General features: G+C 39.9%; 12 protein-coding genes. All 12 read left to right on the top strand.

What is annotated here, in order from left to right:
• Positions 1-42 precede the first annotated feature (42 nt).
• The 12 genes from nusA (at position 43) to FFM63_RS05470 (ending at position 12,326) form a co-directional block, all read left to right on the top strand.
• Entirely contained in the window at positions 43-1,203 is a 1,161-nt protein-coding gene (gene nusA, locus FFM63_RS05525) for a transcription termination factor NusA (protein ID WP_137609326.1), read from the top strand.
• Positions 1,204-1,222: 19 nt separating this feature from the next.
• Complete coding sequence (gene rnpM, locus FFM63_RS05520) at positions 1,223-1,519, top strand: RNase P modulator RnpM (protein WP_137609325.1); 297 nt, start codon at positions 1,223-1,225, stop codon at positions 1,517-1,519.
• On the top strand, positions 1,512-1,814 hold the full coding sequence (locus FFM63_RS05515) for a L7Ae/L30e/S12e/Gadd45 family ribosomal protein (protein ID WP_171000194.1): 303 nt from the start codon (positions 1,512-1,514) through the stop codon (positions 1,812-1,814). The genes rnpM and FFM63_RS05515 overlap by 8 nt, the downstream gene beginning before the upstream one ends.
• A gap of 12 nt (positions 1,815-1,826) precedes the next feature.
• Positions 1,827-4,436 (top strand): translation initiation factor IF-2, encoded by a 2,610-nt coding sequence (gene infB / locus FFM63_RS05510; protein WP_137609324.1) that lies wholly within the window; start codon positions 1,827-1,829, stop codon positions 4,434-4,436.
• 19 nt (positions 4,437-4,455) lie between these two features.
• Positions 4,456-4,803, top strand: a complete 348-nt coding sequence (rbfA, locus tag FFM63_RS05505; protein ID WP_137609323.1) for a 30S ribosome-binding factor RbfA — start codon at positions 4,456-4,458, stop codon at positions 4,801-4,803.
• A gap of 122 nt (positions 4,804-4,925) precedes the next feature.
• The gene (locus tag FFM63_RS05500; protein ID WP_137609322.1) at positions 4,926-5,216 is read left to right on the top strand and encodes a hypothetical protein; all 291 of its coding nucleotides are present in this window, start codon (positions 4,926-4,928) and stop codon (positions 5,214-5,216) included.
• 4 nt (positions 5,217-5,220) lie between these two features.
• Positions 5,221-7,296, top strand: coding sequence for a cation:proton antiporter (locus FFM63_RS05495; RefSeq protein WP_137609321.1), 2,076 nt, complete (start codon positions 5,221-5,223; stop codon positions 7,294-7,296).
• A 331-nt stretch (positions 7,297-7,627) separates the two neighbouring features.
• The gene (gene truB / locus FFM63_RS05490; RefSeq protein WP_137609320.1) at positions 7,628-8,551 is read left to right on the top strand and encodes a tRNA pseudouridine(55) synthase TruB; all 924 of its coding nucleotides are present in this window, start codon (positions 7,628-7,630) and stop codon (positions 8,549-8,551) included.
• Between the two features lie 3 nt (positions 8,552-8,554).
• A complete protein-coding gene (gene ribF / locus FFM63_RS05485; RefSeq protein WP_137609319.1) occupies positions 8,555-9,499 on the top strand; it encodes a riboflavin biosynthesis protein RibF in 945 nt (314 codons plus the stop codon).
• Between the two features lie 529 nt (positions 9,500-10,028).
• Entirely contained in the window at positions 10,029-10,751 is a 723-nt protein-coding gene (locus FFM63_RS05480) for an ABC transporter ATP-binding protein (RefSeq protein ID WP_137609318.1), read from the top strand.
• Positions 10,744-11,484 carry an ABC transporter permease gene (locus FFM63_RS05475; RefSeq protein ID WP_137609317.1) on the top strand — a complete coding sequence of 247 codons (741 nt, stop codon included), beginning with the start codon at positions 10,744-10,746 and terminating at the stop codon, positions 11,482-11,484. Before FFM63_RS05480 ends, FFM63_RS05475 begins: the two co-directional genes overlap by 8 nt.
• A 20-nt stretch (positions 11,485-11,504) precedes the next feature.
• A complete protein-coding gene (locus FFM63_RS05470; RefSeq protein ID WP_137609316.1) occupies positions 11,505-12,326 on the top strand; it encodes a MerR family transcriptional regulator in 822 nt (273 codons plus the stop codon).
• Positions 12,327-12,366: the final 40 nt, after the last annotated feature.

Raw genomic sequence — 12,366 nt, 5'->3', positions numbered from 1 at the left:
TGAAAAATAGATTCGTTAATATGAACTAGGAGGAAAGTTAAGATGAGTAAAGAAATGCTAAATGCTTTGGATACTCTAGAAGCAGAAAAAGGTGTTTCGAAAGAAATCGTGATCGAAGCGTTGGAGGCGGCGTTAGTTTCTGCCTACAAACGTCATTATGGTCAATCTCAAAACGTTGAAGTTGAATTCAACGAGAAAAAAGGCGACATCCATGTCTATGCGGTGAAGGAAGTAACAGAAGAAGTTATGGACTCACAATTAGAAGTTTCGTTGAAAGATGCGATGGCAATCAATCCTGCCTATGAAATCGGCGATACGATCCGTTTTGAAGTGACACCAAAGGATTTTGGTAGAATTGCTGCTCAAACAGCGAAGCAAGTTATTTTACAACGTGTACGCGAAGCTGAACGCAGCATTATCTATAACGAATACAGCGCCTACGAAAATGATATTATGCAAGGTGTAGTAGAACGCCAAGACAATCGTTATATCTATGTTAATTTAGGGAAGATCGAAGCGGTTCTTTCAAAACAAGATCAAATACCCAATGAACATTACAAACCGCATGATCGGATCAAAGTCTATGTTTCTCGGGTAGAAAATACTTCAAAAGGACCACAAGTTTTTGTAAGCCGCAGTCATCCAGATTTATTGCGCCGCTTATTTGAACAAGAAATTCCTGAAGTCTATGACGGCATTGTGGAAATCGTCAGCATTGCTCGTGAAGCTGGAGATCGCGCAAAAGTAGCGGTTCGTTCAACGGATCCAAACATCGATCCAGTGGGAACTTGTGTAGGTCCTAAAGGCCAACGGGTCCAAGCAATCGTCAATGAATTAAAAGGCGAAAATATGGATATCGTTGAGTGGAATGAAGATCCTGCAGTATTTATTGCAAACTCGTTGAATCCAGCTCAAGTTGAAGATGTAATCTTTGATATCAACAATCCGAAAGTTTGTACGGTTGTAGTTCCAGATTATCAACTATCACTAGCAATCGGAAAACGCGGACAAAATGCGCGGCTTGCTGCTAAATTAACAGCACACAAAATCGATATCAAATCTGAATCTGACATGGAAGAATTTTACGCAAACTATGAAGAATCAGAAGTTGAAGAAATTGAACCCGTTGCAACTGAAGAAGTAGAAGAAGTAACTCCGGATTTGACCGAAGATAACAGCACTTCTGATCAAACGGAAGAATAAACTAATGGGAGGACAGCAAATGAAGAAGAGAAAAGTTCCTTTGCGTAAATCGGTTGTTTCCGGTGAAATGTTCCCTAAAAAAGATTTGATTCGCATTGCCAAATCAAAAGAAGGCGATGTTTCGATTGATCCTTCAGGTAAAAAACCAGGCCGCGGCGCCTATGTTGCATTGGAGCCGGCTGAAGTTGAAGAGGCGTGGAAAAAGCGTGTCTTAGACCGGACACTGGGAACGGATTTGAGCGATGAATTTTATCAAGAACTACTTGATTATGTGAAGCACCAAAAAGCCAGAAAAGAGCTCTTCGGCAATGAATAAACAGAAGGCCTTGAACATGTTAGGCCTTGCAATGCGTGCAGGCAAACTGATCACAGGGGAAGAAATGACGATCAATGAGATTCGCAAAAATAAAGTGAAGCTTGTAATCGTCACTACTGATGCGAGTGACAACACTCAAAAAAAATTATTAGATAAAAGTAAGTATTACCAAACGGCATGTTTTATCGAATTTACTCAAGGAGAGATTTTAGGCGCAATCGGAAAACCTCGAAAAGTTATCGGGGTTTTAGATCGAGGATTCGCCAACAAAATTATGACGTTAATAACAGGTTAGGAAGGTGATTGCATGGGAAAAAAGAGAGTATACGAATTTGCCAAAGAAGTGAATCAATCAAATAAGGATGTCGTAGAAAAAGCACAGTCTTTAGGTATGGAAGTTAAAAACCATATGGGTACATTATCCGGAGATGATGAATCAAAATTGAAACAAGCTTTTTCTAGCAAGCCGCAACAAACTACTCAAGCAAAACCATCAGCTAACCAGCACGAAAAATCAAAATTCCATGGAAAGAGCTCGAAGAACAACCCAAATTTCCAGAATAGAAAAGGAAATAAAGACTTGACACAAACTAATAAACCAAACAACTCAGCGAACGCAAACCGTTCAAATCAAGGGCAACGCCCAACACAAAGCAATCCAAACAACACGCAACGTCCAGCGCAAAGCGGAACGAATAATGCACAGCGCCAAAACCAAGGACAACGTCCCGCACAAAGCGGAACAAATAATGCGCAACGTCAAAACCAAGGACAACGTCCCGCACAAAGCGGAACAAACAATGCGCAACGTCAAAACCAAGGACAACGTCCAGCACAAAGTGGAACAAATAATGCGCAACGTCAAAATCAAGGACAACGTCCAGCACAAAGTGGAACAAATAATGCGCAACGTCAAAATCAAGGACAACGTCCAGCGCAAAGTGGAACAAACAATGCACAGCGCCAAAACCAAGGACAACGTCCCGCACAAAGCGGTAACCAAGGTCAGCGTTCAAATCAAGGCAGCAATCAAAACCGTAACAATAGTTTTGGCGGCAATCAAAATCGCAATAAAAATAGATTTAACAAAAAAGGTAAAAAAGGCAGACAGCAACAAAGCCAAAAACCTGCAGTACCGCCACGTAAATTCCGTGAATTGCCAGAAGTATTAGAGTATACAGAAGGCATGAATGTGGCAGACATCGCGAAGAAAATTCATCGCGAGCCAGCTGAAATCATTAAAAAATTATTTATGATGGGTGTTATGGTCAACCAAAACCAACCATTAGATAAAGACACGATCGAATTACTCGCAACAGACTACGGGATCGAGTCACAAGAGAAAGTTACAATTGATGTCGCTGATATCGATCGTTTCTTTGACACAGAAGATGTCAATGAAGAAAACTTAGTTTCTCGTCCACCAGTAGTAACTATCATGGGACACGTTGACCATGGTAAAACAACCTTGCTAGATACGTTGCGTCATTCACGTGTAACTAGCGGAGAAGCCGGTGGGATCACACAACATATTGGTGCGTACCAAATCGATATCGACGGTAAGCCGATCACTTTCTTGGATACACCAGGACACGCGGCCTTCACAAGTATGCGGGCTCGCGGAGCAAGTATTACAGACATCACGATCTTAGTCGTAGCGGCTGATGATGGTGTGATGCCGCAAACAATCGAAGCAATCAACCACGCGAAAGCGGCAAAAGTGCCAATTATCGTAGCAGTGAATAAAATCGATAAACCAGGTGCCAACCCGCAACACGTAATGCAAGAATTAAGCGAATACGAATTGATTCCTGAAGCCTGGGGCGGCGACACGATCTTTGTAGAAATTTCAGCGAAATTCAATCAAAATATTGATGAATTGTTAGAAATGATCTTACTAGTTGCCGAAGTGGAAGATCTGAAATCTGATCCGACACAACACGGTATCGGAACGGTTATCGAAGCCCGTTTAGATAAAGGAAAAGGACCGGTTGCGACCTTATTGGTTCAACAAGGTACAATGAAAGTCGGCGATCCAATCGTTGTCGGCAATACTTATGGTCGGGTTCGTGTCATGACTAATGATATTGGTCGTCGTGAAAAAACGGCTGGACCAGCAACACCAGTAGAAATCACAGGATTGAACGATGTTCCTCAAGCCGGCGATCGTTTTGCGATCTTCGACGATGAAAAAACAGCTCGTGCAGCAGGTGAAGAACGTGCTAAACGTGCAGTCTTAGAACATCGCAGTGCCAATGCTCGTGTGACATTAGATAACTTGTTTGAATCCCTTAAAGAGGGTGAATTAAAAGAAGTCAACGTGATCATCAAAGCTGACGTACAAGGTTCTGCCGAAGCATTATCAGCATCATTGAAAAAAATCGATGTTGAAGGCGTTCGTGTGAAGATCGTCCATTCAGCTGTTGGTGCAATCAACGAAAGTGATGTCACTTTAGCAGCAGCAAGTAATGCGATCATCATTGGATTCAATGTTCGACCAACACCGCAAGCAAAACAACAAGCATCAGCTGAAGAAGTAGATATTCGTCTACACCGGATCATCTATAAAGCAATCGAAGAAATCGAAACAGCGATGAAGGGTATGCTTGATCCTGAGTATGAAGAAAAAATCACTGGTCAAATGACAGTTCGTGAAACGTATAAAGTTTCTAAAGTCGGAACGATCGCTGGTTGTTACGTCAACGAAGGCTCTATTCAACGCGATAGCGGCGTTCGGATCATCCGTGACGGAATCGTTATCCTTGAAGGCAAGCTTGCCAGCTTGAAACGCTTCAAAGATGATGTGAAAGAAGTTAAGATGGGCTACGAATGTGGCGCAATGATCGAAAACTTCAATGATATCAAAGTTGATGATGTAATCGAAGGCTTTGTTATGGAAGAAATCAAACAAAAATAGTTTTAAGGAGGCTATCGCTATGCCAAATTATCGCGATCGTCGTCTTGCTCAAGAAATTTTAAAAGAAGTCAATGACGTCTTACGAAAAAAAGTTCGTGATCCGCGGGTCCAAAATGTGAATATCACTGATGTCCACGTTACTGGCGACTTGCAACAAGCGACGATTTACTACAGCTTATTATCTGATAAAGCTTCAGATAAGGAAAAAGCTCAAGAAGGATTGAATAAAGCAAGCGGTTTGGTTCGGCGTGAGCTAGGCCATGCATTATCGATCTACAAGACACCTGAATTGTTTTTTGAATTAGATGAATCAGTTGAATACGGTTCTAAAATCGATCAGCTGATCCGAGATTTAAATAAAGAATAAATTCGTTAGAACCTGAAAAATTTTTTCAGGTTCTTTTTGCAATATTGGAAAAATCCTGTTACAGTGTAGGCAGTTTGTAAATGATCCTTTTTTTGGATATTTTCAAGGAGGCACAGTCTAAAATGACTACGGAATTTGAAGAACGGATGAAGGCTCTTCATCAAGAATTTGAAAAGTTGAGCCCGGAAGAACGTAAAATCGTTAAACAAAAGATAAAAAAGGTCAATGTTTTGACGTCGCGTAAATTAGAACGGATGAAACATGACTTATTGCGCATGGAAACTAAGCGGGCACAGCTTTCATTAGATGATGACCCGAAAGAATTGGCAGAACTAGAAGATCGTATTATCAATAAAAAACGCGAGTTCTTAAAATTATTAGCAAAGGCAAAAGATAGTTGTACCCCGAGGTGAGTGAATGGGCCTAATTGAGATTATTATTATTGTAGCCATTGCCATTACCTTATCGAATGTTTTAGCAAAAGTTTTTCCGTCCTTTCCAATTTTCATGATCCAGATCATTATCGGAATTATCATTGGCTTTACCGAGGTCGGCAGTTCGATCCATTTTGAGCCGGAAGTATTTCTAGTAATGATCATTGCACCTTTATTGTTTCGCGAGGGCGAGACGGCAGATATTGCTTCGATTTTGAAGCATTTTGGTTTGATTTTATTGTTAGCTTTTGGCGGCGTTATTTTCACCTTGTTTGGTTTGGGTTTTGTGCTGCATAAAATCTTACCGATAATCCCGTTGGCAGCTTGTCTAGCTTTTGGCGCCTCATTAGGACCTACCGATGCTGTAGCTGTGAATTCTCTAGCGAAACGGTTGGATATTCCAGAATCAGTCATGCACGTTTTGGAAGGCGAAGGACTGATTAATGATGCGACTGGTGTAACGGCGTTTCAGTTTGCCGTGGCGGCTCTTTTGACAGGCCGATTTTCAGCGATGGATGCCTCGATTTCTTTGTTGGAATCAAGTATCGTAGGTGTTTTGGTTGGCTTAGTTATTATTTGGTTTAAAAATGAAATTATAAAAATTATTGAGCGGATTTCTGCGCAAGATGTTTCGGCCTATTTGCTGATTGAATTGATTCTACCGTTTATGGCGTATTTTATTGCGGAATTGTTTCATGCTTCCGGGATCATTGCCGCGGTAGTCACAGGTGTTTTGCAAGCGACCGGATTCCGGCGCGTGAATTTATTTGAAGCGCAGTTATCGAATGTAACAGAAAGCACTTGGAATACAATCAGTTTTATGCTGAATGCCTTAGTCTTTATTTTCTTAGGAATTGAATTGTCGCAAGTCTTTTCTCCTGTATGGAACAGTCAAAGTTATTCAAATGTGCATCTTTTAGGAATAGTTTTGTTATTGACGGCTCTTTTGTTTGTTTTACGTTTCTTATTTGTCAGCGGCTTTTATGTCGTAACGCAAGGTTGGCAAACGACACGAGCACAGTTAAGAGAGCGTCTATTGCTGACTTTTGGCGGGGTAAAAGGAACAGTCAGCATCGCAACGATTTTTATTTTACCGACAACGATCCACGGATTAGCCTTTCCGGAACGGTCATTACTTCTATTCATCACCGCCTGTGTGACCTTTTTGACATTGATCATCGGGATGATTCTACTACCGATTTTGTCTGAAGGGGAAGTCATTCCGCCGACAGATCCAAAATTGATGTTGATATTGCGTGAAGTGATCAGCGAACTTTATACTGACTTAGACAATAAGGAACTCACTGAAAAAGAACGTTTTGCGCTGCTTGCGGTAATCGCGAATTATCAAGGCCGAATCCAACAAGTCTTCAATAACTCGATGCCAGAAAGTGCGCAACAAGAATTCCAAGAAATTCAGGCGTTGATCATTTCGGTTGAACGCGATGGATTAGATGAAAGTTTTAGAAGACATCAAATCGATGCCGGCGCTTATCGGTTGTATTCGCGTTTCATTTCAAATGTTTCTGAATCAGTAACGAAGCAAATGCTGTCACTGCTTAGTTTTTGGCTGATTTTTGTCCGGAGGATCATTCGGATCATTTTGCATCCAAAAATGTTTTGGCAACGGAAGAAAAAACGAAAAGAAACTGTAGATAATCGTGACATCTCATCACTTAGAAAAATATTTATCCGCAACAGTGAAGTGATCTTAGATAGTTTAGAAAACTTGCGGGATGTTTACGATGAAGAACTGATTGACTTTTTTGTCGATGAACGAAATAATCTGATGAACCAAGTCAGCGGACATGGATTGTTTGGAACGTATTTGATCCAACAAGATCCGCAATATGCCAAAGAATTGATCCGCGGCTTTTATTTAGAAAGAAAGTTGATTGATCAGTATGAAGTAAATGCAGAAATCACTAATTTTACGGCGAATAATTACCGCCATCAAGTGAATCAGCTGGAGTCATACACGATGCGGCAATCTTCAGATCCAAGTATTTCATTTGTATTCAAACGTCAGCGCCAGAAACAAGCTAAAGAGCAGGAATAACTGAGGTTGCGACCGAAGTGGCCATCTTCAAGTAATTTCGGCTGATTTCCAAAGAAGCTGGAATACCGATCATTCGGATAAAGGAGTTGTGACAAGCATTTTGTCGCAACTCCTTTTTTTATCCTAATTTTACTGAGGTTCAAGCCCAAAAAATGAATAGTTGATCGTAGTCTGTTAAAATACAGAGCTCAAGCTGATGAATAAGCGTACTTAGCTGATTTTTTCTCAGTCGATGAATGTGAAAAAAATGAGTCAAAAGCTATCTTGTCAATTCTCAGATCAGCTATGATATAATGGGAACGTTAATTATAAAATGAAATGAGGAAATAAAATGGACGGTATCTTGCCGTTATGGAAAGAGCGCGGCATGACGAGTCATGACTGTGTCTTTAAATTAAGAAAGATTTTACAAACTAAAAAAGTTGGACACGGTGGGACTTTAGATCCAGATGTCGATGGGGTCTTGCCTATCTGTATCGGAAAAGGAACCAAAGTGATCGAATATTTACAAGAAAGCGGAAAAATTTACGAAGGCGAAATTACGGTTGGTTTTTCTACTACAACGGAAGACCGCAGTGGAGAAGTTGTCGAGATTAAAGCGGTAGAAGCTCCTTTGACAAAAGAAGCAATCGATCAGATGATGGCGACATTTATCGGAGAGATCACGCAAATTCCGCCGATGTATTCAGCGGTAAAAGTAAATGGGAAACGCTTATATGAATATGCACGAGCGGGTGAAATAATTGAACGGCCTGAACGGATTGCTGTCATCAAAAGTTTTCAACGAACGACTGATCCAATTTATCACGCAGAGACTAAAACACAAAGCTGGCGTTTTCAAGTAACTTGCGGAAAAGGGACCTACGTGCGAACGTTAGCCGTCGATTTGGGAGCAAAACTTGGGTATCCAGCGCATATGTCTGACCTGACTCGTTTAGCAAGTGGCGGTTTTTCAGTCGGCCAAGCAGTGACTTTAGCGCAAGTCAGTGAATTAATGGCGAAAAATCAGATTGATCAGGCGTTGCAGCCAATCGAAGAAGCGATGAAAGATTTCCCGCGGATCAATCTTACACTTGCTGATTGGCAAAAGGTTAAAAACGGGCAAGTTCTGCCAATGAATGATTTTGGTCTAAAAAAAATGCCGGGAAAATTGATTGCATTTTTTTATCAAGACCAATTAGTCAGTCTTTATGGGCAACATCCAGAAAAAAATTGGCTCTTGAAACCAAGCAAAGTGATTCGAAACGAGGTATAGCAGATGGAAATAGTAAAGTTGCGTCATCCGTATAAACCAGAAGAAATTCCAGCAGGAGATTGTGTATTGGTCTTAGGTTTTTTTGACGGTGTCCATCGCGGACATCAAGAAGTAATCAATACGGGAAAAAAAATTGCTGAAGAGAAAAAGCTGAAACTAGCTGTGATGACGTTCAATCAGCATCCGGCAATTGTGTTCCAGCAAGTTCAGAGTAAACCAATTAAATATCTTTCGACTTTGAGACAAAAAGAAGAGCGCATGGCAAGTTTGGGCGTCGATATTTTATATGAAGTGGCTTTTACTTCCGCTTTTGCGGCGTTAGATCCGCAAGAATTTGTTGACCAATATATCGTAGGTCTGCATGGGAAAGTCGCGGTCTCAGGATTTGATTATAATTTTGGAAAAGATCAAGCCGCAGATGCTGAACGTTTGCCTGATTATGCCAAAAATCGTTTTGAAGTAGTCATCGTTGCTAAAAAAACAGAAGAATATGAAACTGAAAAAATCAGTTCCTCACGCATTCGCCGCTTATTATCAGAAGGTCGTTTAGAAGAAGCCAATCATTTGCTAGGCTATGTTTATGAAATCAGTGGCACGGTGATCCACGGTGAAGCCCGCGGTCGTTCCTTAGGCTATCCGACAGCTAATATTCAAGTGCCAGAAGACATGAAACTGCCGAAAGAAGGCGTCTACGTCAATCAGCTTAAAGTTGGTGACCAATGGTATCAAGCGATGGGATCGATTGGACATAATGATACGTTCGGTTCTAATCGAATGCTGACAGTAGAGATCAATATTTTAGATTTTAATCAGGAAATCTATGGAGAAAAAGTAAAAGTACGCTGGTATCATATGCTGAGAGGACAAGTGGCGTTTGAATCGGTTGACGGATTGGTTCGTCAACTCGAAATAGATGAACAGGGCACAAGAGACTATTTTAATAAATAGAAAATAAGACATTCAGAAATGAGTGTCTTATTTTTTTGTCCATCCAACTTTTCGTAGTATGTGATGTTAACTAAAATATTGGTGAGTTGAGATATTTTTATTAATTGATATTTACAATTAGAGGGTCTCTGTGTAAAATCCAGTGATTTTTAAGGATAGAAGAAAGTAGTATCAGGAATGAAAGAGTTGATTTCTATATTCTCTATATAAAGATATCTGCTATCATTGGGTGAGATGGATATGTTCGCTGTCGTGGAGATGATGATTTTTGCAAGTATACCCTATGGTTTGGTTTATTAGTGGATACTTGTTATTGAGAAAAATATTAAAGGTATTAATTGGGAGAACAGGCCAGTAAAAATTTTCCGAGCAAACTGTTTACGTTAGGAGTGATAGGGATTCTTATTATAAAAAAACAAGAATTCTAGAAAGAAGGAACAATTTTTATTTTAAAACTATGCTATTTTTTTGATTGTTGACTCTCCCTTAACAGGAGACACTATCCTGTTAGTGAAAGGGGAGGGTTACAGTGAATACAGCTATCGTGGCTGATCAATTAACAAAAGAAATTAGTGGAAAGAAAATCGTCAATCAATTATCCTTCACTATCAACAAAGGAGAAATATTTGGTCTATTAGGGCCAAATGGAGCAGGGAAAACGACTACTATTGAGACGATTTTAGGGATCAAACGTCCAAATTATGGAACGGTTAAAATATTAGGACTAGATCCTCGTAAGCAGCGTCGCGAAGTTTTTGAAAAAGTTGGCGTCCAGTTGCAGTCTTCCAGTTATCAAAACAATATTCGCGTGGGAGAGCTGTGCCGAGAATTTTCAAGTTTATATAGACAGCCTCGCGACTATCAAGAATTACTAGAATTGTTCAAGTTAAAAAAATTCGAAAAACAATTCGTCGAGAAACTCTCCGGAGGTGAAAAGCAAAAACTTTCGATCTTACTGGCATTGATTCCTGGTCCAGAAATTATCTTTTTAGATGAATTAACAACCGGATTAGATACTGAAGCACGTCGGGATGTTTGGCAAACCATGCTCAAGCTCAAAAAGACAAATTTAACGATCTTTTTGACAACTCATTATATGGAGGAGGCCGAGATTCTTTGTGACCGAATTTATTTGATTAAACGAGGAAATGTTGTAGCGGAAGGGACAATTCCAGAACTCTTGGTGAAAAGTTCACAGAATAATTTGGAGGATGCTTATCTCTGGTTTGTGGGGGAGGAGGCCGATGAATAAAATAATAAGCTTAGCAAAAGTCGAAGGGAAATTAGCGATTCGTTCGATTGATGGGATCCTTTTTGGTATTTTGATGCCCTTGGGGGTCTTGTTATTGACGACTATGATTGCCGGAAATAATCAAGCGGGGGATGCTTCCTATACATTTTTAGACAGCAGTTTCAGTTCGCTTCTAGTTGTTGGAATCTGTGCTACCGCATTCATGGGAATTCCGTTAACAATTTGTGATTATCGTGATAAAAAAATATTAAAGCATTTTTTTGTTACACCTGCCTCCCCGGGGCATTTAATTGCTGCTCAGGTACTAGTAGCCATGACTACCGCAATTATTTCAGCAGGACTGTTAGTATTCGTATCCGTGGTATTTCTTGGCTACCGAATGCAAGGAAATTGGGGACTATTGATCGCAAGTTACTTTTTAATTATGATTGCGATGTATAGTTTAGGGCTGTTAATCGCCAGTTTGTGTAAAACCATCAAAATTGCTAATCTAGTGTGCAGTCTAATTTATTTTCCAGTGCTCTTTTTATCTGGCGCAGTGATTCCGTTTGAGCTTTTTCCTAATGGATTGAAAAAGATCGCTAATGTTCTTCCATTAACACAGGGCGTTCAATTACTGAAAAGTGTTAGTCTCAATCAATCAGTAGGAAATCCATTGTTTGTTTTGCTTCTTTTGATTGTGATTACGATTGTAGGGTTTGGCTTGGCTGTAAAATTCTTTCGTTGGGAATAGAAATAAAAAAGGAGAATCCTATGGAACATGAAAAAATCGAAGAAAGACTTTATCGAATCGGTATGTTCTCTAAAATGAACCAAGTGACAATTAAAGCATTGCGCTATTATGATGAAGTGGGGTTGTTGCGTCCCCGCTTTGTTGATCCTGATAATGGGTATCGTTATTATTCTTCAAGTCAATTAGAACCACTGCATCGTCTCTTGGCGCTCCGACGAATCGGCTATAGTATTGAGGAAATTAAGCGAGTACAAGATGGTGAAAGTGAACAACAAATTTTACAACGAAAGAAACAGCAATTATTGAAAGAAATATTTGAGCGAATGTCAATGCTGTCTCAAATCGAAGGGTATATACAGCAAGGGGAAGAAAACTATCATATGGTGATCAAAAAGTTACCAGAAGCGATTGTGGCATCAACGCGTAAAATCGTTCCGAATTTGGATACGATATTTTCGACGATTCCTGATATGGGTGCACAGATGATGAGAGCCGGCTGTGTGTGTGCTGTGCCAGAATATTGTTTCAGTATCTACCATGACAACGAATATAAGGAAGAAAACATTGATATAGAAGTTTGTGAAGCTGTGACTGAAATGAAAGAAGATGTCGGTGACTTGAAATTTAAATACATTGAAGAAGTACCAGAAGCAATTTGTACGATGCACAAAGGTACTTATAGAGAGTTTCCCAAAGCTTATGCAGCTGCGATCAAGTTTGCTGAGGATAATAGGTATGAAATTATTGATTCTGCTCGAGAAAACTATATTGATGGGATTTGGAATAAGGATAGTGAAGAAGATTGGTTAACGGAAATTCAGATTCCAGTGAAGAAAATATAATGAATCAGCGGAAGATATGAAACTTTTTTTGATTCAAAAA

It is taken from the genome of Enterococcus pingfangensis (genome assembly GCF_005405205.1).
Taxonomy (GTDB): domain Bacteria; phylum Bacillota; class Bacilli; order Lactobacillales; family Enterococcaceae; genus Enterococcus_A; species Enterococcus_A pingfangensis.
Note: the sequence above shows the minus strand (reverse complement) of the source record. Positions and strands in the feature narration are given on the sequence as shown.